The following is a 21,907-nucleotide window of genomic DNA, read 5'->3' on the forward strand; positions in this document are numbered from 1 at the left end:
AATTGAACTAAGCAGGTTGAATCTTCGAGATCGAACTGGAAGACGAATCTGGCATGGCCAGCTTCAGCTCCGCGTCCGTACCCAGCGCTTCCTGAATGGCCTGCTCCACCGGCATGGCCCAGCCTTCCATCCACGCCGCCAGGCCCGCCGCATTGCCCAGCGTTCTGCGCGCAAATTCCAAAGCCTTTTCGAGGCGCGGCGCTTCCGCGGGCGTTAGCGGCGCTCCTAATTTCTGGCGCAGCGCCGCCGCCGCGCCCGCCAGGTGCAACGAATGCTCGGCATGGGATTGCGCCGCGGCACTGGCCGCCAGACATTCCAGCGCCCGGGCGATGCCCCGCTTGTGGCCCAGTTCCTTAAATAACCTGATGCTTTGACCGTAGAGGCCTCGCGCCTCGGTGTTGTTCCCTTGATCGCAGCTCAATGTGGCCAGATCGGAAAGTGTGCTCGCAACTCCCCAGCCATCGTGCAATTGGTGAAACGCCGCCAGACTTTGTTCGCAGTAGGAGCGTGCGGCGGCGAAGTCGCCTTTTTCGCGAGCCACGTCGCCCTGGTAGTTCAGCGTCCAGGCTGCTCCGGCGCCGTCTCCGGCCTGGCGGAAAATGGTCAGGCACTCAGCGTAAAGCAAAGACGCCCGCGCGTAGTCGCCCTGCAATTTCATCAGGTTGGCCTGGTTCGACAGGGCGCGAGCCACGTCGGGCAAATCGCCAAGATCTCTCCAGATCGCGATGCAGCGATCGAATAACAGCGACGCGCTGGTCAAATCTCCACGATCGCGAGCGTTGAGTGCCAGAGCATTCAACGCCACAGCCACGCCGCTCTTATCGTCTAGATCGACACAGGCCGCGAGACTCTCTTCGAAGAGTTGCCGCGCTGAGCCGAAATCCCCCAGTTCGCCGGCCAGCACAGCGCCCGCGAACAGCAGGCGCGAGCGCAGCTTGGGGCGCGTCGCGGCTCCTTCCAGTGCGAGCAACCTGGCGATTGCATCCCGTCCCTCGGTAAGATGTTCCCGCGTCTCCCAGAAGCGAAACAGCGCGGTGCCCAGGCGCATGCCCCACTCCGCATCCCCGGTCTTGACCAGATAATCGAGCGCCATGCGAAAGTTGTCATGCTCCGTCTCGAAACGGTCGAGCCATTCCGGATGTGCGGCCGCATCCTGCGCTCCTTCTTCGGCCAGCACCAGAAAATAAGCGGCGTGGGCGCGGCGTGTCGCGGCTTCATCGTTACTCTCCGCCAAACGCTCCAAAGCATATTCGCGAATCGTCGAAAGCGAACGAAATCGCGCGTCCGCGTCGACCTGCTCCACCTGCTGCGCCAGGCTTTTATCGACCATGGACGCCATGCCGTCGAGCACATCAAGGCCAAGATCGCCCTTGGTGTCACACACCGCTTCCACGCTCTCCAGAGTGCTGCCGCCGGTGAAGACCGCCAGCCGGCGGAACAGCGTCTGCTCGGCGGGATTGAGCAATCCATAACTCCAGTCCACGGTGCTGCGCAGAGTTTGCTGGCGAGAAGGTAAATCGCGGGCGCCGCCAGTTAAAAGATTCAAGCGGCTTTCCAGTCGCGCCAGCATGGCCGAAGGCGACAGCAACTTGATGCGCGCCGCCGCCAGTTCGATGGCCAGCGGCAACCCGTCAAGCCGCGCGCAAATCGCCGCGACCGCCTCGGCATTTTCCCGCGTCAGCGCGAACTCCCGCTTCACAGCCCGCGCCCGTTCCACAAAAAGCGCGACCGCCGGCAGGCGCGACAGTACTTCCACAGATGGAATCGAATTCAGGTCCGGTAAGGCGAGCGGCGGCACCGGAAATTCATGTTCCCCGTAAACATGCAGCGGCGCCTGGCTCGTCACCACCACCTTCAGCTGCGGGCCGGTCGTGAGCAACTGCGCAATCACTGGCGCGGCTGAAACCAGGTGCTCGAAGTTATCGAGCAACAGAAACATCGGCTGGTCCAGCGCGGCCAGGTATTCTTTCAAATTTTCCTGCGGCGATTGATTACCGGTTTCCCGCGCTCCCACCGCCTGCGCGATGGCGGATGCGATCAAGCCGCGGTCGGCCACCGCTGCCAGAGGTACGAAGCACACCCCTCCCGGAAAATCGCCCGCGATCTCAGCCGCCACTTGCAACCCGAGTCGCGTCTTTCCTATCCCTCCCGGACCGGTGAGCGTGACCAGCCGAACATCCGGTCGGCGCAGCATCTGCCGCAGCGCGGACGCTTCCGATTCGCGTCCGATCAATGCCGTGCGCGGGATGGGAAGATGGTTAGGACGGGTCTCCGCGTGGCGCGCCGGAGTGTCGGCGACGCGATCGCGCACCGCGGCCAGGTCGCGAGCCAAATCGTGAGTGGAAGCATAGCGATCTTTCGGCTCTTTCGCCAGGCAGCGATCCACAATCCAAAGAAAGGGAGGCGGTGCTTGCAGCATACGCGCCCGCTCCGGTTCATCGCGCAGAATCGCGGCCGTGGTCTCCGCATGATTTTTTTTGCGAAACGCAGCCAAGCCGGTCACCATCTCATAGAGAACGGAGCCAAAAGAAAACTGATCGGAGCGAAAATCCAGCTCGCGGCCAGTCGCCTGCTCCGGCGACATATACCCGATTGTGCCCATCACCGTGCCGTCTTCGGTGATGCTGGTCGAAGCCTCCGAGTCTGAAGCGGGGTCGACGGCGCGCAATTTCGCCAGACCGAAATCCAGAATCTTGGCGGTGGCATCGCCTGAGACCATCAGGTTCTCCGGCTTCAAGTCGCGATGCACAATCCCAATCTCGTGCGCTTTGGCGAGCGCGTCGGCGACCTGCGCCGCAATAACGACGGCTTTGCGAAAGGGAAGCGGTCCAGCCATCAGCAGGTCGCGCAGCGTCCCGCCCTGCACCAGTTCCATGGCGATGTAGCGCGTGCCGTTGCTCTGCCCCAGTTCGTAAATCGTGACGATGTTCGGATGATTCAGAGCGCAGGCGGAGCGTGCTTCCTTCTCGAAGCGCGCCAGCGCTTCCGGCTGAGAACAGCGCTCCAGCGAAAGCGTCTTGAGGGCGACTTCGCGATCAAGACGTGTGTCGCGGGCGCGATACACCTCGCCCATGCCGCCCGCGCCCAGCCGTTCGATAATTTCGTACCCGCCCAGCCGCATGCCGGGAGACAGAGTCGAGGGCGTCAGTCCTGGCGTGAGCGGCTGCTTCATAGATTTTGACGGAGGCGGGCTGGTGTATAAAGCGATGTCATCCAACGTCGTTTTCCAATCAAGAGGAGCCGTTTTTCAGGCGAACCGAAGGATCTCCTGCTTAATCGCTCCCGCTCGTCAGCCAAACTGCGTCCCCACGGCGCCGCGCCTTTATCCCGCCGCGGTTTATAATAACCCAGATTTCAGGAGCCAATTTCATGGATGTTCGCGCGCTGCAGCGACCGCTCAAAGACCACTACCGGAAGGATCCGGCCAGTTCCTGGATCACCCTGACGGCGCGCGGCACCCAGACGGACGCTCCTATCTCCTGTTCCGTAGACCTGGGACGGGCCGTCTACCAGGCGCAAGCCCACCAGGGAGTTGGCGGGGCCGGCACCGGCGCCTGCTCCGGCGACCTTCTGTTGGGCGCGCTCGCCGCCTGCGCCCAGATCACCTGCCAGATGGTGGCCGCCGCCATGGGCATCCCCACCGAAGGCATTGATGTGACAGTCGAGGGCGATCTGGATCTGCAGGGAACGCTGGGACTCTCCAAAGAGGCTGCGGTCGGATTTCAGAGCATCCGCATCATTTTCTCAGTCCGCGCGCCCCAAGCCACCGCCGAGCAACTCGCCGCGTTGCAAGCGAAAACAGAACAGTACTGCGTGGTGATGCAAACCTTGCAGCATCCACCCAGCATTGAACACAGTTGGGGCCGGGGGTAGCTGGCCACCGCTTCGGTTCGAAATTCTGCATTCCGCAGTGTCATCCAACGTCGTTATGCAATCAAGCGTACCGTAGTTCAGCTTGGGATTTCGCGGTGAAGCACTACAGTATCTTAAATTTAGTCTTGCGTTCTTTATTTTAGCCTCTGCATTCTTTGCGGCATTTCTTGGCGCACTTTGTAATTACGGTTTTTCCTTGAGGGCTAGAATCGGCCAGCTCTTAACCGCAAAGAACGCTAAGAAATGCCGCAAAGAACGCAGAGATGGACGGCGCGCAGTTTACAACGCGGCTAGCCGTAACCGAGGGCCTCGCCGAGAAGCTTCGACAGGTGTAAGATAGAGTTAATCGGTTCCAGCTCGCTTCGTCGCAAGTCTTCCCGAGGTGTAAAGTATATGAGCGACTCCCCCGATCGGCCTTTAATTCCCCCGTACCGATGCCGCGATTGCGCCAGCCAAGAAGGTTTCCGCTCACGGCGGCGCACCTTCACCGAACGGTATATTTTGCCGTTGTTTCTTCTACAGCCGGTTCGCTGCGGCGAATGTTTCCGGCGTGACTATCGCCTGATTTTTACCGCGGTGCGGGATCGACTCTCGGATACGCCAAGGATCATGCCGCGTAAGGAACCCGCGCCGGCGCCCACGTCCACTCGCAACGTTGCCTAGCGCGGCCATCGCCGCTATACTGACAGACAAGAACCATCGCCCGCGGCGGACTATTCCTCGCGGGATGACGAGGAGGCCGTCTTCAGCAGTAGCGAGGACCGAATCCGGGCGAACCACGCCAGCGTCGCAGTCGTGGGGCCTTCTATTGTTCCGGCTCAGCCGTCGCAGCCCGCGCCATCCAGCTCTGGACCGTCCAGCTTTGGACGAGTTTTTTGGGTCCGAGTTTCCGAAAGTCTGTTCTCGGTTTTGTTTCCTTCCGATTGCCGCATTTGCGCCGAGCCTCTGCTAAATATCTCCCGTCTTCCGGTGTGCCTGGATTGCCTGGGGCGCATTCATCCGGTGCGCGGCAAGACCTGCTCGGTTTGCGGCGAGCGCGTGCTTTCGACCTACGCCGAGATCGACGCCGATGGGCTGCGGCGATGTCCTGTATGCCGTCGCATCGACCGTCCCTTTGCCCGGGCGGTGGCCTATGGCAGTTACGACGGCGGGCTCCGCGAACTGGTTCATCTGCTGAAATACAACGGCGTGCGCCCAGCAGCTAACGTTCTGGGACGCATGCTGGCCGAGGCCCTCGCGGCTCTGGAACCCTCATTTGAGCAGGCCGGCCTTTTCGATCGCGGTCGCATCGCCGTCATCCCCGTGCCGCTGCATAAGAGCAAACGGCGGCAGCGGGGCTTCAATCAGTCCGAATTGATCGCCCGAGCCGGATTGAAGGTCTATTCCGCGCGCCAGCGTTTGCAGTTGATTCCCGATTTGCTCTTGCGCACCCGCGACACGCATTCGCAAATCGGATTGACCAGCCACCAGCGTCGCGAGAATCTTCGCGGAGCTTTCGCCGTGGCGCGTGCCCCGGAAGTCACTGGACGTGAAGTAATTCTGGTGGATGATGTCTACACCACCGGCACCACGGCTACCGAATGTGCCCGCGTGCTGCGCCGGGCCGGAGCATCGCGCGTATGGGTCGCTACGGTGGCGCGCACCCTGAAATTGGCATCTAATTATGCTGAATTTCAGCCGGACGGAGCCGAAGTCGAGCAGGATGATGTCGAGCAGGATGAAGAGATCGTGGCTAAGGCCGTTAGCTAGGCAAAGCTAGGTTTCAAAGTTTCAAGGTTGCAAAGGTTAAGAATGCCGGCCAAGAATTGGAATTCTAAGACTTTGAACCTGAAACCCTGGAACCTTGAACCTGGGATTGATACATGTCGCTGAGAACAGAACAGTACGATGCAAGCTCCCGGCACGCCGCCGGCCTGTTCTCGCCGGCGGCGGCGGCGGCGCACCGCGCGGGCGATGGCCATGCTCTGCTTGCACCCGTTCTAGTACTCAACGCATCCTATGAGCCCATCAACGTCTGCGCCGCCCGCCGCGCTCTGGTCCTTGTCCTGAAGGGCGTGGCCATGACCGAAGAAGAGAATGGACACTTCCTGCACTCGCCCCGCGTGGCCATGCGCCTGCCGTCGGTGATCCGCCTGCTCGAGTACCGCCGCATTCCGCACCAGAGCCGCGCGCTCTCCCGCAAGAACATTCTGCTGCGCGACCGCAATAGCTGCCAGTATTGCGCCACCGTGCTGCCCTCGGGCGAACTTACGCTCGACCACGTCATCCCCCGCTCCCGCGGAGGCTCCTCGACCTGGGAAAATCTCGTCGCCTGCTGCCACACCTGCAACCGCCGCAAGGGCAACCAGTATCCCGCCGAAGCCGGCATGAAGCTGATGCGCGAACCCCGCGCCTTCAACCTACACACCAGCCGCCACATCATGCGCCTGATGGGACGATCCGACGATAAGTGGCGGAAGTATTTGTTCTACTAGCGTTCCGAAAGAAGCTGCTAATTTCAAGCTACGCGGAGGGGCGCACGTGAAACCCAATTTTCCCATCCTGATTCCGTTGGTAGTCCTTTGTAGCGCCGCATCATTTGGCCAAGACGAGGCAAAACCTGTTCACCCTACCTCGTTCATCGAGAGCCGGCAGGGAAATCATCCCGATGGGCCGGACATGATCGGCCACGCGTCGGTTGTGAAGGATGACACCCTGTTTTGCATGCTGGTCGAGGTTTATGACGAGACCCACACCGCTTCGACGGCCTGTGTCATCAAGTTCAAAGACGGCGGAAAACGAACCTTGACGCAGGGGCAGTTCATAAAATCTTCGGAAAATGGCGAAGCGCTGCTAACGTGCTCGGGCCATGTGCCACGGCGTTGCATGATTGAAGTGAACGACCCGATAAATCAGCCTCCGGTCAAGCAACGCCCGAAGCAAGAGCCAGGAGACCCTTCGCTGTAAGAGAATCTCTCCCATTTAGCATCGCTGAAAAAGCTCCTACTTCTGTGGCGCGTTCGGATCCTTCTCGTCCGGCTTCTTCTGCTCCGGCGGCTTCTGATCCTTGGGAATTTCCTTGCCCTGATACAGAATCTTCGTATTGGCCCCGAATCGCTTGTAGTCTTCATACTTCACGATTTCGCGGATGTGCACGTCCTGTAGCTTGAAATGCAGTTCGTCGTCGGCCCGGGTATAGACCGGGAACCAGTACTGCCCGTCAATCTGCTGCCGCCAGGTAGTGAACTTGGGATAAAGATTCTCATCGTTGCCGTGATTCTTGCGAATATCCGGTACGGACTTGCCATAAGTTTTTACGATCTGAAAATCGTGGTCGTCGACCCAAATGCGCCCTTGAAAGTAGCGCTTCTTGCCTTCAATCTTCTTGGGCGCGATGTCGAACACATAACAGTGCACCTCGTCTTCCTGCTGCTGCCCAACGTAGAGAATGTTGTATTCCGGCAGGTCAGCCTCGGTCAGCACAAACGGCAGGCGATGCCGGATGTCCTCAAAGTCGCCCTGGTCCATGGAAATTCCGCCTGCTTCCAGCGACGACTGCGGCGCGAAGACCACGTTCTCGATGCGCTTGCCCTGATCGTTAAACATCACGTCGAACACTTCGTGATACTGTCCCGTAACGGTCGAGCCGTCGAGAGTTTCAACCTTTACATCCTGGCGATACGTGTATTGATCCCGCGCCTTGGCAAACTCGGTCTCTTTGGCCGAGAACCGCTTGATGATTTCTTCCGGGGTAGCGTCCTTGGGGGGGTCGCTCAACAGCGGGCCTTCCTGTGCGCGCACAGGCAAAGCGGCCAGCGCGCAGGCCAGCAGAGATAAACACAGGAAACGAGCGGATACCGATTTCATAAGCCTAGTTTATCGGATGAGCAATAGTCGTGCCGGCGTTGTACGAAACGCCAAGAGTGTCGTATGAAACGCGAAAACGCCACACCGCGGCAACCCGACCCTCCAACCCCTCTCCGCTCAGTGAGGCTGGAGGGAAGGGCGCTGCAGTTCTGCCACTCACTTGGATGCCAGAGACGAAAAGAGGTTGCCGGCAAGAGCGGGCGTCAGGCGTCAGGCGTCAGGCGAACGAAGCGTGTTGCAGTCTGCCCGGGACGAAGAGGGCTGTAACCAAGGTCCTGAAGTCCGAGGTTGGAGCTCTGATGCCCGACGCCCGCCCCTGTGCAATCAATGATTGCAGTGCTATCATTTCTCCTATGGCTAGCATCACCATCCGCCGCCTCCCGGAGAATACCAAGCGTCGCCTGCGTTTACGCGCGGCACGCAACGGCCACTCTATGGAGCAGGAAGCTCGTGAATTGCTGGAAGCGGCTCTGGCTCGTCCCGAGCCAAAGTCCGAAGATCTCGGCCAAAAAATCCACCGGCGTTTTGCCGCCTTAGGAGGCGTTGACCTGAAGATTCCTCCTCGTGGCCCGATCCGCGATCCTGGCATTCGTTGAGAACTTGCCGCAATGCTAATCGTCGATACCAATGTGATCTCGGAGATAATGCAGTTAGTTCCTTCGCCTCGCGTGTTAGGGTGGTGGTCGCAGCACCGGTCCACGGAACTCTACACCAGCGCTATAACCATGGCGGAAATTCTATACGGCATCGAGCTTCTTCCCAAAGGGAAGCGTCACGACAGGCTCTCGACGGAAGCCGAAGTCGTCTTCGCTCAGGATTTTTTCGGTCGCATTCTTCCCTTCGACGAAGAAGCAGCCCGGGGATTTTCGGAAATCGCAGCGGCCCGCCGCGGACGTGGCCACCCGATCGCCGAACTTGACGCGCAGATCGCCGCTATTGCCCGTTCCCGCAAGGCTACGCTGGCCACTCGCAACACTTCTGACTTCCAAGATTGCGGTGTGCCCCTGGTGAATCCCTGGCTTTAACGCATAGCGCCGGCGTCCCCTCCTCTGGAAAAAAAGGAGCGCTAAGAGGGGACGCACAAAAAGTCCCTTGTCATCCTGAGGCGACGTTCTTGTCGCCGAAGGATCTATGCAACTCGCCGCGGATTGCATAGGTCCTTCGGCCTGCAAAAACGCAAGCCTCAGGATGACAATTTTGTGGCTTTTGTAGGGACGCTCGTGCCATTTGCAGTCGTGGCATCCGGCTGAAACGCGTGCCGCTCATACCACTCCAGACTCAAGTCTCTCCACGCCGGGTTGACCGAGACAATCAATGCGATCTTCTTGCTGCGCAGCCAGCCCTTGATCCGCTTTTCGCGCTCGATCGCATCGTGTACATCTTGGAAGCGCTCAAAATAAACCAGACGGTCGAGTTTGTATTTCGCAGCGAATCTGGAACCGGTACCGTCCTTGTGCTCACGCACTCTGCGAATGAGGCTGTTTGTCACTCCGGTGTAGAGCGTCTTCGAGCGGTTCGTCATGATGTAGACGAAATATGTTTTGGGAGGGTGCATGCGGATGTGTTCCGCAGCATGGCAGACCTGTGCAGGTCTGTCAGTGACGTGCAAACACCAAGCTGTGGAAAAGCCCATAAAAGCCCTGTCATCCTGAGGCGACGTTCTCTGTCGCCGAAGGGCCTGCCCTGAGCGAAGTAGAAGGGACCTATGCAACTTGCCGGCGGCGAATTTGCGGTCGACAAGTTGCATAGGTCCTTCGGCCTGCAAAAAACGCAGGCCTCAGGATGACAAAGCAGGGTGGATGGCGAGCTAGCGGCTAGAAGCCGTGCGCCTCTCCCTGCTAAACTCATCCGTTTGTTGCGGAGGTCGCTCATGCGCCGCTTTTTACTCTCTCTTCTTCTCTTCGCATTCACGCTGCCCGCATTCGCCCAGACCAAGCATCCCTTCACCTTCGAAGACATGATGAAGCTCAAGCGCGTGGGCGATCCGCAAGTCTCGCCCGACGGCAAGTGGGTCATCTTCAGCGTGACCGACGTCAACCTCGAAGCCAACACCAAAATGCCGCACATCTGGATCGTCCCGCTGAACGACGGAAAAGCAGGTTCCTCCACTGCGCAGGATGCTTCGCATCCAGCTACGGTCGGAATGACAAAGGAAAAAAGTGTGGATCAAGACAAAAGTGGGGATCAAGACAAAAGTGGGGTGCCCCACGCCAGCCCTGAGCAAGGTCGAAGGGTCTCGCCGAATTTGCGAGACGTGGGAGCCACGGAACGCGAGCTAATCCCGAATCAAGACGGCGACCGCCCGCGCTGGGCCCCCGATGGCAAGCGCTTCGCCTTTCTCTCGACGAAACAAAACGGTTCGCAAGTCTGGATTGCCGATTTCGACGATACTTCCGGCAAAGTGGACCGTGTTTTTCCCCTGACCATGATCGCGACCGAAGCGAGTGGTGAATTGTGGTCTCCCGACGGCAAGAACATTCTCTTCACCTCCGATGTATATCCCGAGTGCGATGGCGAGGTCGGTGGTCAGATAGACGAAGCGTGCAATGCCAGGAAGCTCGCCGAGGCGCGCAAATCCAAAGTCAAGGCGCAGATTTTCGACCATCTCCTCTATCGCCACTGGAACGCATACAGGGAAGGCAAGCGGACGCATATCTACGTAGCCACGCTTCCGACCCCGACGGCGATTTCGCCCGAAGGCGTCATCGATAACCATCCGCCCCGCGACTTAACTCCGGGTGACTACGATTCACCCGTGTTCTCGCTGGGCGGGCAGGACAACTATGCTTTCTCGCCCGACGGAAAGGAAATTTGCTACGCCTCGAACCACGACAAGAATCCAGCCGCTTCCACCAACAACGATCTGTGGATCGTCCCGGTCACGGGAGGGCCCGCCAAGAACATCACCGCCGACAATCCCGCCAGCGACTCGACTCCGCTCTATTCGCCCGATGGCCGCTACATCGCCTACCGAGCCCAGCAGCGTCCCGGATACGAAAGCGACCGCTTCCGCCTGATGCTCTACGACCGCAAGACGGGCGAGAAGAAGAATCTGACGGAAGGGTTTGACGCATGGGTTGGGACATTCGCGTGGGCAACTGATTCCAGGCGGATATTCCTTAGCTTCCAGAATGACGAGTACTCGTCAATAACATTTGTGGACATCGATCGGCCTCTTGCGCCGGCCAGAGGATGGTGGGACGTGCTACGGGGCGAAGCGGCGACTACCATGTATCCGCCGCTCCCTACCGCTACATTTGATGACGATCTGAATGTCTCGCCTGCCGGCAAAACCCTGGCATTTACACGAATGTCACTTCAGCATCCGACCGAAATTTACGCTGAACCTCTTAGCGAGATAAGCACCGAAAAAGATAACTCTCCAGGCAAACCGCTCACTCATTTCAATGATGCACTTCTGTCTCAAGTTTCGATGCCCCCACTCGAATCCTTCTGGTTCACTGGGGCGCATAACGAAAGCGTCCAAGGCTTCCTGGTCAAGCCACCGAACTTTGATGAGCACAAGAAATATCCCGTGAAGTTCCTCATTCACGGCGGGCCGCAAGGCGCCTGGGGAGATGACTGGAGCTATCGCTGGAATCCCGAACTGTTCGCGGCGCCAACTTCATCCACGCCCAGCGGATACGTCGTCATCATGATCAACTTCCACGGCTCGACCGGCTACGGACAGAAGTTCATCGACGCCATCAACGGCGACTGGGGCGGCGCTCCGTATGAAGACCTGATGAAGGGCCTCGACTACGCCGAGGCGCATTACGGTTTTATTGATAAAGACCGAGAGTGCGCGCTGGGCGCCAGCTACGGCGGATATATGATCAACTGGATCCTCGGCCACACCGATCGTTTCAAATGCCTGGTGTCGCACGACGGCATGTTCAACGCCGAGTCGGCCTGGGGATCGACCGAAGAACTCTGGTTCAACGACTGGGAGTTCAAAGGCACGCCCTACGACAACCGCGCCAGCTACGAAAAGTGGTCGCCGCACCAGTACGCGAAAAATTTCAAGACGCCAACCCTGGTCATCCACGGCCAGCGCGACTACCGCCTCGACGTGAGCGAGGGCTTCCAGCTTTTCACCACTCTGCAAATGGAAGGCGTCCCATCGAAGATGCTCTACTTCCCCGACGAGGGGCATTGGGTGCTCAAGCCACAGAACTCGCGGCTCTGGTATGAGACGGTAAACGCCTGGGTGGATCAGTGGACAAAAGATCAGGGAACAAAGAAATAGTTCGTGTGGAAGTAGTGGAAGTAGTTGTGTGGAGCGGACACTCTCTTCGACAAGCTCAGGGCAGGCTTTGTCCGCTGTTTTGATTTTGCTCTTGGTTTTGATTTGAGTTTGTATTCTCTGCTCGAAGCTCACCCGAAACCACTGCAAGAACAAAGTTAAAGTCAAAGGCTAGAGCAAAAATCAGACTCAAAATCAACGTCAAAAGCGGCGGACAGGAGTGTCCGCCCCACACGGGCATGGGGCTCGACCGACGATGGGCGGAGTGGGGCCGGGCTTGTCCGGCATGGTCGGAGACGGGAACAAGTCCAAGGGAAAGTCGAGCACGGTGCTGATCCCCGCCGTGGCGGTGACGTCCACTTCGAGCGGGCCGCTAAAGCCTGCGGCCGAGGGCGCTGTGCTCGCCAATCCGTTCAGATCGGTCGTAACGCTGCTCTGGCTCACGTTCAAGATCACGGGCGTTACCGGATCGCTTCCGTTTTCGCCGGCAGAAGCTCCGATAGGCCGCAGCACAGTGGTCAGAAACGCCACGTTGGCCGCGATCACCGGATTCGGCGGCGAGGAAGAATCCGTTACCTTAACCTGCACCGGCTGAAACGCCCCTCCGGTTGAGACCTGGCCCGCTCCCGACACCGTCTGCAAATTCTGTTGGGCGAGCGGTACCGCAGTTACATAAATGGGTCGGCACGGGTTGTTGGCCAGAACCGCGCAGGCATTTACCTGTAGCGACGATTCGATTTCTGTAACCGTCAGCGTGACGGTCGCGTAACCGGTGGAACTGGTTTGCGCGCTGGCGGCGCTCAGCGTTCCGGAGCCATTGATCAGGCTAAAGTTAACTCTTGCATTGTTCTGCGCGACGCCGTTGCTCAACACGCGCGCGGTCAGAGGAATACTAACGGTGGCGCCCTCAGCGATCCAAAGATAACCCGCCGAAACTCCAATGTCGGCGCTCGATTCCGTCGCCTCAACAGTTGCGGTTACCGATTTCGCCGGACTATACGCTCCCGGCGCGAGGGTTGCGGTGGCCGTGGCCACGCCCAAGGCCGCAGGCGTAACCCACGTGACTGCATATCCACTTGCATCGCTGGTCACCGTACAAGACGCAGTTCCGGAGCACGTCGAAAGCTGTAGCTGGTCGGTACTGCTCCAAACGATCGTGGCCCCACTGACCGGCGTCACGCCATCGGAAGCCAGCACGCGCACCTGTACGGCGTTCGTAGCCTGCGTGCCGACCGGCGTCGGCGGATTCAGGCCGCTCAATAGCACAATGTTGTCGGTGGCCGCCGCGCCATAAGTCAGCACGCCGGTCATCGCGGAAGAGCCGCCGCTGACCGGATCGCTGATAGTAATGTTTTCTACTCCATCTCCCCGCGGAGGCGCAGCCAGAATCATTTGACCGGCGTTTACCACGAACGGAACCGCCACCGTGCTGCCGATTGTGGTAGTCAATCCCGCATTGAAGCCCGTGCCTTGCACGGTAATCGCGCCCCCACTCACCCCCACGCGCGCCGGAACCACGGAATCGCCGTACAGCACATATCCGTGATAGCGATAATCCGGCCGGCCGTCGCCGCGAACATCCGATATTGCGATCAGGAAGTTCGTAGAGGTATTGATTTGCGCGTCCAGTCGCGTGAGCCCATTGTTGAGCTGATTGAAGGGCGACGGAGTAAAGGCGGGAGGCGCCGTGCCTTGCGAATCCGAAGCCGCCCACATGCCAATTACCGGCTGCGCTTTGAGCAGCGTGGGATTGCCATATTCATCGAGAGAAGTTACAGCCACTGACAATGTGCGATTGGCTTGCGCGGGCAACAGGAAGTACGACAGATCTCCATAGCCGCTGAATGTCGATTGCCAATCTGCCCCCAGGGGCAACGCCGCCGGAGCGGTCCATGTGGACGCGGCGTGCGGCCGAGGCTGCGCGCTGCCGCCCATCACAATATCCTGCTCAACGTCATTGCCCGTTGTTACCGTTACCGTGGTAGGCACGACCAGCGAGGCAGGCGACGGCGCGACCGGACCGGGCGTGTACGGGCCAACATCGGTCGACCAGGTTGGGTCGAGAGCTTCCACGCTCAACTGGTATTGCGCGCTCCTGCCGTTCGGCGTTTGCAGTCCAGCCAGGTCGAAAAAACCTTCCACGTCTGCGCTATTCGATCCCCATTCCGCCAGGGGGTCTCCAAGCGCGTCATAGAAGCCGGTAATAGGATTGCCTGCGTTGCCAGCGAACAAAAAGCCGGAGACCGCGGACGCGGCATACCGGCCCGAGGGCAGGTTGGTAGTCGGATCGATCCAGCGCGCCACGACATTGACTCCCTGCATTGCCTGTGTGGGATTTCCCTGCGGGTCGGCGAACCATACCGACCCATGAATGCGCGCCGTGACTGCGGAAAATATCTGGCTGCCACTGAAGTTTTGCTGGTTCTCGGCCGTGACCGGATACAGCCGCGACACCGATGCAACGTCATCCATGGCGAGCTGATAAGGATTGGCGTAGCAGATCGTAATGGGCACGCAATTTAGAGGATCGGCGAAGTGCATGACGGGGAATCCCAGATAGTCGTCGGGCGTAGGAAATGGGTCTAAACTCTGCACGTTGGTGTTTAGTTGCGACCAGCCCAGCCCGAGCACTCCCCCGATCACGCGGACCAGGCGGTACTCCACATCAATGAGCTGCGACGATTGTTGCGCGCACTGGCCGTTGATCACGATCAGCGCATGCTGAAAATTCGCCGATGTTCCATAGTTGTCGTCGCCGCCATAGACCGCATTGGAGAAACACTGGCTGGCATCGCCCGCCCCCGCGCCGACCAAGGCATCGGTCACCGATCCGTCGAGGTCATACACAATTCCCACGGGCGTGGCGGTCGCAGTCGGCTGAATGTCGGCGGGCATGGAGATGGTGCCGTCGGAATTCAGCGTAACGTTGGTACCGTTTACGTCTTCGGCGAGTTGGCCTCCGCTTGTGATAGCAAGCGCCGCCGTGGGAACGGCGGTCCACTGGCTGAAGGCGTCGGCGACGAAGCTGTTGGCGGACGCGTTGGGCAGGACCGGGCTGAGATCTCCTTGATCTGTGTAATACGTTACGACTCCCTGTGACCACACCAGCGGCTGCCCGGTCATGGAGGCGTTAAAGTATGCCGTCCCGGCGATGTATTTCGGGCCTCCGGCCCGGGATAGCAGGGCGAACAGCAACACGATTGCCAATGCCAAGGCCAGGCGCACGATGAACGCCCGCGCCGCCGATGTTTCCACCATTCGCGGCGTACGATTTTTGAGGATCGTCGTGTCGGCCGTCGTCTCAGCGGATGCTTTGGATTGCGATGCCTCGGATCGCACTTACTCCTCCTGGCCAGCGCGCTCGACCGCCCGGGCGAAGTCGCTGAAACTGGCGAGCGCTTTCCCGCCCAGAATGGGATCGGCCTTAAAAGATGAAAGATGTTGTGCCGTCAACAGCACGCGTCCGCGCGGATCGATCGTGAAACGTCCCATCGGCCCGGCGACGCAACTGGTCAGTCCCAGCTTGCTCGGTGGATATAAAAAAAGAAGCACGCGCTCGCCCACGCGATAGCGCTGCCCCGCCGACCACAGGCCCGTCCATTGCAGAACGGTCAGATCCTGGCCCGGCGCGGCGCCTCGAATCGCGTTCTCAATGTGGAATGTAATCGCCACCGTCTCGACGGTTTGGCCGCGGGAAAAAGGCCGCCGCGCCACGCTCGTGACAGTGCCCGAGAAAATCGTCCCGGCCGCGCTGGCGATCAGGTGGAATCCGACGGGCCTGATTGGAGGGGGCTGAAGTGGAGCCCCGGACGCCCCCGTCCGGGGTGGCCGCAGGCTATATAAATCCAGAATGGACGGGGCTGTCCCAACTTCCGCATTCTGCGAAACGCCGAGCCGATCCGCCTGTCCGCGCATCGGCGCAGCAGACACAATCAGCAGCGAAATAACGAGCAGACGAGCGCAACTTCTCCCAGGCATTGGGGAGACCTCGAAATATGACATCTGCTCGGAGGGAACCGGGGAAACCGGGACGAGCCTAATCGAGACCCACCCACGAAAGCTGTGACCGATGTCACAGCAACCTGTGGATTACGCGGAATGATTAGCAAAGGCGTTTCGCGTCTGACGCTACAATGCCCTGCGGAGGCTTCATGGCAAAATCGCGGAGACAGTTCATCACATCGCTGGGAGCGCTGGGTGCGGCGGCTGCGCTTCGCGGGCAGAGTACGAACACGGCGGAGCCAAAGCCTGCCCAGAATCCTGAAGCGCCACCGCCGGGTGCACCTCCGGCGTTCGGAGCCGGTCCAGCGGTTGGGCCGGAAGTGACACCAACTACCTTTGCCGAAGCCGAAAAGCTGGTGCAATTCGAAATGACCGCCACCGAACGCGCCCAGGCGGCGGGCAGTTGGCGCAAGACCATGGCGGCTCTATACGAGCGGCGTACCGGGCCGCGCAAAGTGGCGCTGGAAACTACGCTTGCTCCCGCGACACGATGGAATCCCGTGCTGCCGAGTCAAAGTGCCGGGCCGGAGCGTGAGCGTTTTGTGCGCAGCAAGATCGAAGCTGGGAAACTCCCCGCGCGAGACGAAGATATCGCCTTCGCTCCGGTCACCCACCTCTCGCGCTGGATCGAGACCCGCCAATTGACATCCGAACGACTCACCAACATCTATCTGAAGCGTCTTGAAACGTTCGATCCCAAGCTGCATTGCGTCATCACGCTGACGCGCGATCTGGCCTTGCGGCAGGCGCGCCAAGCCGACGCCGAAATTGCGGCTGGGAAGTATCGCGGACCGCTTCATGGCATCCCGTGGGGCGCCAAGGATCTGCTCGACACCGCGGGCATTCCCACCACCTACGGCGCAGAGCCTTTTCGCAACCGCGTGCCATCGGATGACGCCGTCGTGGTCAAGCGTCTGCACGAGGCGGGCGCTGTGCTGGTGGCCAAGCTCAGCCTGGGAGCGCTGGCCCTGAACGACATCTGGTTCGGCGGCCAGACGATGAATCCGTGGCTGCTCGCAGAAGGTTCGTCGGGATCGAGCGCCGGTCCGGGCGCGGCCACGGCGGCTGGGCTGGTCGGTTTCGCAATCGGCAGCGAGACCGGCGGCAGCATTATCAGCCCCTCGATGCGGTGCGGCATCACTGGGCTGCGCCCCACTTACGGCCGCGTGGCGCGCACCGGCGCAATGACGCTCTGCTGGTCGCTCGACAAACTTGGTCCCATGACGCGCAGCGTCGAAGACGCCATGTTGGTGTTGCACACGATCACCGGCCCGGATGCGGGCGACGTGGCCAGCGTGGCCAGCCGCCTCGATTTTGATGCGAGTGCGACCGTGGCCGGATTGCGAGTTGGATATTTTCCCAAGTGGATGAATGAAAATCCAGCGACGGCAGTCGATCGCGCCGCGGTCGACGTCGTGAAAAGATTCGGCATGCTTCCAGTCGAGGTTTCAATTCCCGCCTGGCCGTATGATTCGCTCAATCTGATTCTGTTCGCGGAGGGCGCGGCCGCCTTCGAGGAACTCACGCTCGGCGGCGGACTCAGAGAACTCAAAGCGCAAGTGCCGGACGCGTGGCCCAACATTTTTCGTCAGGCCCGGTTTCTTTCGGCCGTCGACTTCGTGCAGGCCGACCGGCTGCGCCGCAAAGTCGCCGAAGAAATGGCGCGGCTTTTCGCCCACGTCGATCTGCTCCTGGTTCCGTCGGTACGCGACGAGATGTTGACCATCACAAATTTCACTGGACATCCGGCGCTGGTGCTGCGTGCAGGATTCGTCCAAGTAGCAATGGCCCGCAGCGACTGGGCTCCGGACCCGGCGCATCCCCTGCCGCGGTTCAATCCTCCGCGCCGGGTGCCGCACGGCGTCACTCTGATCGGCCGCCTCTTCGAAGAAGGAACCATGGTCAACGCCGGCATGGCGCTGGAGCGCGCCTTTGGCGTGGTTGGAGAGCGACCGCCAGGATTCTGATAGCCAAACGAAAATCACAAGGCACGCACAGTCGTAGTTCCCACTCTTGCGCACAGAACGCGCAAGAATGGGGCGCCGTTTGTGTTGCTGATGTCTGCAATACAAGACGGCTACTTTAGCCCATCAACTACGTAAAGGTCGGAGAGAAGTCTGCCGGTGGAGTAGGCGTAGGATTTTCCGTCGGCGCTGAATTTGATGACGGGGAGATTCATCACGCCCGCGGGATCGGCGGGAGCGATTTGCTGCAATAGTTCCCGTTTGCCGGTTGCGAGGTCGACACGACTGATCTGGCTCGGGATAGTCAGGGTGCGCAGGCGGAGGCTCGCGCCGTCGGGGAAAAAGCCCATGATCCGTTCGTCGGGGTTGATGACGACGTCGATTTTTTGTGGCTCGCCGCCGGCAATGGGGTAGAGCCAGCGCTGGCGCTTGCCGTCGCTGGCGAGAAGAGATTTGCCGTCGGGGGTGACTAGGCTGCCGCTAGTGCCTTCGGGCGTGAGCGGGCGGGGCGTTCCACCCTGAAGATCGAGCAAGTAGCTGCGTGGGCCGTGACCGGGTTCGGCTGTGGTGTAGACGATGGATTTGCTGTCCGGCAGCCAGGCGAAGTAGTAGTGGTCGGTTTTGTCGTCAGTGAGTTGCCTGGGTTCGCCGACGCCGGTAGGCAGGAGAGTTAACTTGGCTGGCGCTCCCACCGAGGAGATTACCCACTGGCCGTCGGGAGAAAGAGCGCCAAAGCCTCCATCGCCCAGCCGAACGGCCGGTGAGCCATCGGTCTTGCGCAGATAAAGACTGTAGTTGGCGCCCGCGGCTTCTCCGGTCTCGGAGAACAAGAGAGTCTTGCCGTCGGCGGACATGTCGAGGAGCAACGTCCAGTCAAACCAGGAGAGGCTGCGCTCCCGCGTCTCCCCCGGTGGTAGCGCAGAGAGCGAAAGGCGAGACTTGTCGGCGGTTAGGAGCACAAGACCGGTTCGACTGATGTCATGAATCGTCAGTCCGCCGGGCGAACGATAGATAAGGCGCTCTTTGCCGGCGAAGTCGAGAGCATAGATGGAGCGCGCGGCTCCGGCAGGCACGGCCGAGAACCAGACTTCCTTGCCGCTGGGTGCCCAGGCCAGACCCTCGACACTCGTGTAATAAGAAGAGCTGGCCTTGTGGTTTCCATGCACGTCAAGAATGACGACGCGGCCGTCGTCTCCGCCGGCAACGTGATCGGCGACCGCAAGGAAATCTCCGCCCGGAGAAAAGCGCACGTGGCTGACCCAGCCGTTGGGCTCATAGATCCTGGTGCCCGCGGGAAATTCCAGATACGAGAGGCGCGTCAACCCATTGCGAATCAGCGCGAGAGACTGTCCGTCCGGCGTCCAATCCGCCCAAAGAATATCGTCGAGCATTTCCCGCGGAGCGCCGCCGGCGAGAGGAACGCGCGCCAGCGTTCCAGCCTGGGCAAAGGGACCGGAAACCCCAGGATGCAGCGAGACGGCCATCTCGCCTTTGGACGAGATGGAAAGAATTTGCGCCGCCGGCAAGCCAAGGGAACGAGAGTCGGAGCTGTCGAAACGAGTGGAGAAAATTTCCTGCGGGCGGCCGTCCCAGGCGGCGCCGTAGATCACGGTCTGGCCGTCCGGCGCGAAGCGCGCGTCCCAAATAGTGCCATTGCGGAACGTGACTTCATGAAACGTTGGATTCGCGGGGCGCGCCCCGCCGCGACCCAGACGATAGACGCCCGCCCATGACGCCAGCAAAAGCAAGACCGCCACAGATGGAATCAGCCAGCGACCAGCTGGTTTTTCTTCCGGCAGAGCCCGCACGCCGCCCCGGCCGGTAGTCGAGATATCGGTCAGAGCTTCCAGATTGAAAGCCACATCGCGCGCCGATTGAAAACGCTCCGCAGGATTTTTTTCGAGGCAATGACGGACGATCCGTTCCAGCGCCGGCGAAACATTGCGGTTGGTCTCGGAAAGTTCCGGCGGATCCTCTTTGAGAATGGCGCTCATGGTATCGACGGAAGAATCGCCGTGGAATGCCCGCTTGCCGGAGAGCATTTCATACAGCACCGCGCCAAAAGAGAAAATGTCGGAGCGCGCATCGGTGGGCTTGCCGCGCACCTGCTCGGGCGACATGTACCCGGCAGTGCCCATCACGGTTCCGGCTTCGGTGCCGACCTGCTGCGTAGGCGCGTTGCCGGAGAGATCTTCCTCCGGGCGAGTGAGCTTGGCCAGGCCGAAGTCGAGAATTTTTACCCGCCCGTCGCCGGTGATGAAAATGTTCTCCGGCTTCAGATCGCGATGGACGATTCCTTTATCGTGAGCGGCGGCCAGGCCGCTGGCGATGTGCACCGCGTAGTCGATCGCTTTGCGCGAGGGCAGCGCACCGTTGCGCAGACGGTCGCGAAGAGTCTCGCCTTCCAGAAGTTCGGAAACAACGTAGGGCGCATCGCGGTCCTCGCCAATATCGAAAATAGAAAGAATGTTGGGATGATTCAGCGCGGCCGCTGCACGCGATTCCTGCGCGAATCGTTGCAGACGTTCGGGATCGCGGGAGAAAGATGCGGGCAGAATCTTAATCGCGACTTCGCGATTCAGGCGTGCGTCGCGGGCACGGTACACCTCTCCCATGCCGCCCGCTCCCAGCGGCGATTGAATCTCATAAGGGCCAAGCTTCGTGCCAGCGGTCAGGGGCATGGGTGAGAGATTATAACCCGAGGACTTTTCTGAGGCATCAGCACGACAAAAGCTGCCCCCAACCTTGCGATGCGGCCGGAAACTTCTTCGGCACGGCGTTCAACGGTGGCCAGATCGGCCTATGCCCGGCCGGGTGCGGCGTCGTGTACGAGATCCAGCCTTAGCTTCAAAAACATACAACCGCGCCAGGAAGGGACGGAACCGACCGCCCGTTTGAGCTGTAAGCGCTGTCAGGCACAGCAGCAGGGATGTGGCCACGCCTTTAGCTCTGCTTTCATTCGTAGGCCTTGTGGCTGGGCCGGCTTATTTGACTGGGATCGCCTCGAAGGTTTTGCCGAACCCAGTGGAGGGATACCAAACGCCCACCAAGTCGCCGCGGTCATTGATGCCGGTTACACCGGACCCATTCGGTGAATCGGGCCGATCAATTTGGGTGAAGGTACCATTGGAGTACGTGAAGCCGTGAGCCGCACCGCTGGTCGAGGTGAAAAAACCGGCCACGACACCAAGATTGTTGATCGCCGTGGCTTCCGTATAGTTCGATCCGGGAAAATCGATGTTGGTGAATGTGCCGCTTTGGTAAAGGAAAGCATGCGGCCCGGTGTTGTTTATGATGTAGTCTCCCACCACTGCGCCCGAATTATTGATGGCAAAAGCGCTGGTATCTTGCGCTCCCGGGTAATTCAAAGTAGTAAACACTCCGTTCGTGTCTATGAAACCGTCGGAGGCGGGACTGAATGCGCCTTGCGGACAAACTACAGCGTTAGGGCAATAGCCGCCCACGATTGTGCCCAAGTCGTTGATGCCGAATGCGGTTGTCGCCGCACCCGCTAGCGGGAAAGTAATCGTTTGTATCTTTCTCGTTTTGAAGTTATACGTATACCCAACTTCGCCGACCTCGGGGTTGCACCCGCCACTGGCCGAGCAATATCCTCCGACCGCTATCCCGTTTTTGTTGATACCGGAGAGATAAGAGGTGGAGGTGCCCGGCGGTGCCGCATCAAGGAAGGCTGAACCAGTCTGGATATACGGATGGTTAACGAATGGCGTCACGTAGTAGCCGACGATATGAGCGAAACTTATGGCGAGGGGAACTGTATACGTAGCCCCCGGGTAGTTTCCGGCTGGAGCAAATTTGTAGTGCAGGCCTGTTTGAGCTGTCAGCGCTGTCAGACACAATAATACCAAGGCGAACAGGTAGTTCATCTTAGGCTTGTTACTCTTCATAGGTCACCCACCCATTTCGAATTAGTGCCACGCAACCACCCTCCCGAGGCAACTCCCGGCGCTGCAGG

At 59.8% G+C, this 21,907-nt stretch carries 15 protein-coding genes; 8 read left to right on the forward strand and 7 right to left on the reverse strand.

Features of this window, described 5'->3' with window-relative positions:
- Nucleotides 1-7 precede the first annotated feature (7 nt).
- Nucleotides 8-3,172 carry a protein kinase gene (locus tag VGM18_10225; GenBank protein ID HEY3973371.1) on the reverse strand — a complete coding sequence of 1,055 codons (3,165 nt, stop codon included), beginning with the start codon at nucleotides 3,170-3,172 and terminating at the stop codon, nucleotides 8-10.
- Between the two features lie 197 nt (nucleotides 3,173-3,369).
- Here VGM18_10225 and VGM18_10230 point away from each other — a divergent pair, with 197 nt between their 5' ends.
- From VGM18_10230 to VGM18_10245, 4 genes are all read left to right on the forward strand, one after another.
- Nucleotides 3,370-3,873, forward strand: a complete 504-nt coding sequence (locus VGM18_10230; GenBank protein ID HEY3973372.1) for an OsmC family protein — start codon at nucleotides 3,370-3,372, stop codon at nucleotides 3,871-3,873.
- A gap of 909 nt (nucleotides 3,874-4,782) precedes the next feature.
- A complete protein-coding gene (locus VGM18_10235; protein HEY3973373.1) occupies nucleotides 4,783-5,622 on the forward strand; it encodes a ComF family protein in 840 nt (279 codons plus the stop codon).
- A 113-nt stretch (nucleotides 5,623-5,735) separates the two neighbouring features.
- The gene (locus VGM18_10240; GenBank protein HEY3973374.1) at nucleotides 5,736-6,347 is read left to right on the forward strand and encodes an HNH endonuclease; all 612 of its coding nucleotides are present in this window, start codon (nucleotides 5,736-5,738) and stop codon (nucleotides 6,345-6,347) included.
- Between the two features lie 46 nt (nucleotides 6,348-6,393).
- Complete coding sequence (locus VGM18_10245) at nucleotides 6,394-6,819, forward strand: hypothetical protein (GenBank protein HEY3973375.1); 426 nt, start codon at nucleotides 6,394-6,396, stop codon at nucleotides 6,817-6,819.
- A 36-nt stretch (nucleotides 6,820-6,855) separates the two neighbouring features.
- On the opposite strand, the gene VGM18_10250 is transcribed toward VGM18_10245, so the two are convergent.
- Nucleotides 6,856-7,719 (reverse strand): hypothetical protein, encoded by an 864-nt coding sequence (locus VGM18_10250; GenBank protein ID HEY3973376.1) that lies wholly within the window; start codon nucleotides 7,717-7,719, stop codon nucleotides 6,856-6,858.
- 353 nt (nucleotides 7,720-8,072) lie between these two features.
- Between VGM18_10250 and VGM18_10255 the strand changes: the two genes are divergently transcribed.
- Nucleotides 8,073-8,315 carry a hypothetical protein gene (locus tag VGM18_10255; protein ID HEY3973377.1) on the forward strand — a complete coding sequence of 81 codons (243 nt, stop codon included), beginning with the start codon at nucleotides 8,073-8,075 and terminating at the stop codon, nucleotides 8,313-8,315.
- Nucleotides 8,316-8,327: 12 nt separating this feature from the next.
- A complete protein-coding gene (locus tag VGM18_10260) occupies nucleotides 8,328-8,744 on the forward strand; it encodes a type II toxin-antitoxin system VapC family toxin (GenBank protein ID HEY3973378.1) in 417 nt (138 codons plus the stop codon).
- A 158-nt stretch (nucleotides 8,745-8,902) separates the two neighbouring features.
- On the opposite strand, the gene VGM18_10265 is transcribed toward VGM18_10260, so the two are convergent.
- Nucleotides 8,903-9,274 (reverse strand): GIY-YIG nuclease family protein, encoded by a 372-nt coding sequence (locus tag VGM18_10265; protein ID HEY3973379.1) that lies wholly within the window; start codon nucleotides 9,272-9,274, stop codon nucleotides 8,903-8,905.
- 315 nt (nucleotides 9,275-9,589) lie between these two features.
- Here VGM18_10265 and VGM18_10270 point away from each other — a divergent pair, with 315 nt between their 5' ends.
- Nucleotides 9,590-11,968, forward strand: a complete 2,379-nt coding sequence (locus VGM18_10270) for a S9 family peptidase (GenBank protein HEY3973380.1) — start codon at nucleotides 9,590-9,592, stop codon at nucleotides 11,966-11,968.
- A gap of 198 nt (nucleotides 11,969-12,166) precedes the next feature.
- On the opposite strand, the gene VGM18_10275 is transcribed toward VGM18_10270, so the two are convergent.
- On the reverse strand, nucleotides 12,167-15,304 hold the full coding sequence (locus VGM18_10275; GenBank protein HEY3973381.1) for an Ig-like domain-containing protein: 3,138 nt from the start codon (nucleotides 15,302-15,304) through the stop codon (nucleotides 12,167-12,169).
- Complete coding sequence (locus VGM18_10280; GenBank protein ID HEY3973382.1) at nucleotides 15,305-15,943, reverse strand: hypothetical protein; 639 nt, start codon at nucleotides 15,941-15,943, stop codon at nucleotides 15,305-15,307.
- Nucleotides 15,944-16,116: 173 nt separating this feature from the next.
- Between VGM18_10280 and VGM18_10285 the strand changes: the two genes are divergently transcribed.
- Nucleotides 16,117-17,934: an amidase gene (locus tag VGM18_10285; protein ID HEY3973383.1), complete on the forward strand. Its 1,818-nt coding sequence runs from the start codon at nucleotides 16,117-16,119 to the stop codon at nucleotides 17,932-17,934.
- A gap of 110 nt (nucleotides 17,935-18,044) precedes the next feature.
- On the opposite strand, the gene VGM18_10290 is transcribed toward VGM18_10285, so the two are convergent.
- Nucleotides 18,045-20,612 (reverse strand): protein kinase, encoded by a 2,568-nt coding sequence (locus tag VGM18_10290; protein HEY3973384.1) that lies wholly within the window; start codon nucleotides 20,610-20,612, stop codon nucleotides 18,045-18,047.
- Nucleotides 20,613-20,915: 303 nt separating this feature from the next.
- On the reverse strand, nucleotides 20,916-21,839 hold the full coding sequence (locus VGM18_10295; GenBank protein HEY3973385.1) for a hypothetical protein: 924 nt from the start codon (nucleotides 21,837-21,839) through the stop codon (nucleotides 20,916-20,918).
- Nucleotides 21,840-21,907 lie beyond the last annotated feature (68 nt).

This window comes from Candidatus Sulfotelmatobacter sp. (assembly GCA_036500765.1).
Taxonomy (GTDB): domain Bacteria; phylum Acidobacteriota; class Terriglobia; order Terriglobales; family Acidobacteriaceae; genus Sulfotelmatobacter.